Here is a 2,450-nt window from a genome sequence, read left to right as displayed (position 1 = left end):
GGCTTGCGCGCGGCGGCTGCGGCGCGTGCGCCCTTTCATCCGCCGGGACTTTCTGCCATCGTCCCGCGGCTTTTCGGAGAGGATCGGGCGGTGCGCGCGCAGACAGGGAAGATCTCGTTCCAGGGGGCGCCGGGCGCCTATTCGCACCAGGCCTGCCGCGAGGCCTTTCCCGAGCTCGAGGGGCTCGCCTGCAACAGCTTCGAGGGGGCGATCGCGGCGGTGAACGAGGGGCGGGCGGATCTCGCCATGCTGCCGATCGAGAATTCGACCTACGGGCGGATAGCCGACATCCACCACCTCCTGCCGGATTCGGGGCTCAGCATCGTCGGCGAGCATTTCGTGCGGGTGCATGCGAATCTGCTGGTGCTGCCGGGGACGCGGCTCGAGGAGGTGAAGACGGCGATGAGCCAGGCGCCGCTGCTCGGGCAGGTGCGGGGGTTCCTGCGCGCGCACGGCATCGCGGCGCGGCCGGGGCCGGACACGGCGGGGTCGGCGGCGGCGGTGGCGGCGGCGGGGGACCGGAGCGTCGCGGCGCTGGCCTCGGAGCTCGCCGGCGAGATCCACGGGCTCGAGGTGCTGGCGCGGCACATCGAGGACCAGCAGAACAACACCACGCGCTTCCTCGTCATGTCGCCCGAGGCGCGGCCGGCGGCGGTCGAGGGGGCGCTCACGACCTTCGTCTTCCGGGTCAGGAACCTGCCGGCGGCGCTCTACAAGGCGCTCGGCGGGTTCGCGACCAACGGGGTGAACATGACCAAGCTCGAGAGCTACATGGTCGGCGGGCAGTTCACCGCGACGCAGTTCTATGCCGACATCGAGGGGCATCCCGACGAGCCGCGGGTGGCGCGCGCGCTGGAGGAGCTGCGCTATTTCACCACGGAGCTGCACATCCTCGGGGTCTATCCGCGCAGCGGGTTCCGCGATGCGCAGCCGGCGCCGGTGCTGGAGGCGGAGGGGGCCTGAGGCGGTTTCGGGATGCCCGGCCGCAGGGGGGCCGGGCGGGGAGCGCTTCCTGCTCCCTTGCCCGGCTGAGTCAGCGCTGCCGGGCGGTGCACTCGTTGGCGATCATCGCCATGTCGGCGTCGTCGTGGGCGAGGAAGCCGACGTCGCCCTTGGTGTGCCAGACGAGCTTCGGCGCGCCAAGCGAGACGTAGCGGACGCCGGAGCCGGAGAGGCCGGCCTTCATCGGGGTCATCGTTCCGTCGAAGACGACGACGGCGTAGGAGGCACCCTCAGGGGTGTTGATGTAGGCGGCGGCGAGGTGGGCGCCGTCGGCGCAGGTATAGTGTTGGACGAGGGCCTCGGGGGCGGTCTGCGCCGGGGCGGTGGTGGGGAGGGCGAGGGTGAGGGCGGTCAGGGCGAGGGGGAGGCGCATGGGGGGCTCCTTTCAGTCCAGGGCGTCGGCGAGCCAGCGTTCGAGGAGGAAGCGGGCGATCGAGCCGCGGCGGGCGGGTTTCAGGTCGGGATCCTGGCCGGCGAAGGCGGCGAGGACGTTCTCGCGGGTGACCCAGCGGGCGTCCTCGAGCTCGGCCGGGTCGCGGTGGATCTCGTGGTCGAGCGCCTCGCCGCGGCAGCCGAGCATCAGGCTCGAGGGGAAGGGCCAGGGCTGGCTGGAGAGGTAGTCGACCTGGCCGACGTGGATGCCCGCCTCCTCCCAGACCTCGCGGCGGACGGCGGCCTCGATCGATTCGCCGGGCTCCATGAAGCCGGCGAGCAGCGAGTACATGCCGGGGGGCCAGGCGGCGGAGCGGCCGAGGAGGACCGAGTTGCCGTGCAGGATCAGCATGATGACGACGGGGTCGGTGCGCGGGAAATGGTCGGCGCCGCAGGCCGGGCAGCGGCGGCGCCAGCCGTGGTCGGCGACGGCGGAGGGCGCGCCGCAGCGGGCGCAGAAGGGGTGGGTGGCGTGCCAGCCGAGGATGCCCTTGGCGGCGGCGGCGGTGCCGGAATCGGCGACGGAGAGCTCGGCCATCATCGCGCGCAGGTCGCCGAAGGCGAGGCCCGGCGGCAGGGCGGGGTGGGTGTCGCGGCTCTCGTCGTGGAAGGTGCGGGGGGTGGTGTCCGCGCCCTCCCAGTCGGGGATCTCGCGGGCGAAGCGGGGGGCGCCGTCGGCGACGCCGAGGAAGACGGGGGGATGGGTCGCCGCCGCGAAGACCGGGGCGGACATCGGCAGCCAGACGAGGCGGGGCGGGGGGCCAGGCTCGACGAGCGGGCGGCCCTGCCAGAGGGCGAGGGAGAGGGCGCGGGGGTGGCTCGGGAGCGCCGGGTCCGGGCGAAGGTGGGCCGCGCGGTCGAGCGCCCCGCGGGCGAAGGTCACGGCTTCGGCGTCTCGCATGGTCGTCCCGGGGAAGGGGTTCGGGCTGCGACCATGCCGCAAGGCCGCGGCGGCGGCAATCGGCCAGGGGAATCGCATTTGAAGAATAGGGGTTCCATGTTGGTTTGATCTGGAT

The 2,450-nt window shown here is 73.1% G+C and carries 3 protein-coding genes; 1 reads left to right on the top strand and 2 read right to left on the bottom strand.

Features of this window, described 5'->3' with window-relative positions; all coding sequences use genetic code 11:
- Nucleotides 1-90 precede the first annotated feature (90 nt).
- Entirely contained in the window at nt 91-963 is an 873-nt protein-coding gene (locus Q0112_RS12045; RefSeq protein ID WP_297975654.1) for a prephenate dehydratase, read from the top strand.
- A gap of 70 nt (nt 964-1,033) precedes the next feature.
- On the opposite strand, the gene Q0112_RS12040 is transcribed toward Q0112_RS12045, so the two are convergent.
- Together Q0112_RS12040 and nudC are read right to left on the bottom strand one after the other, a co-directional pair.
- On the bottom strand, nt 1,034-1,375 hold the full coding sequence (locus Q0112_RS12040) for an MliC family protein (RefSeq protein ID WP_297975652.1): 342 nt from the start codon (nt 1,373-1,375) through the stop codon (nt 1,034-1,036).
- Nucleotides 1,376-1,387: 12 nt separating this feature from the next.
- A complete protein-coding gene (nudC, locus tag Q0112_RS12035; protein ID WP_297975651.1) occupies nt 1,388-2,335 on the bottom strand; it encodes an NAD(+) diphosphatase in 948 nt (315 codons plus the stop codon).
- Nucleotides 2,336-2,450: the final 115 nt, after the last annotated feature.

The organism is uncultured Amaricoccus sp. (genome assembly GCF_937858865.1).
Lineage (GTDB): Bacteria > Pseudomonadota > Alphaproteobacteria > Rhodobacterales > Rhodobacteraceae > Amaricoccus.
Note: the sequence above shows the minus strand (reverse complement) of the source record. Positions and strands in the feature narration are given on the sequence as shown.

Coding starts and splice junctions, on each gene's coding strand:
- Q0112_RS12040 (WP_297975652.1), bottom strand. CDS start 1,375: ATGCGCCTCCCCCTCGCCCTGACCGCCCTCACCCTCGCCCTCCCCACC.
- nudC (WP_297975651.1), bottom strand. CDS start 2,335: ATGCGAGACGCCGAAGCCGTGACCTTCGCCCGCGGGGCGCTCGACCGC.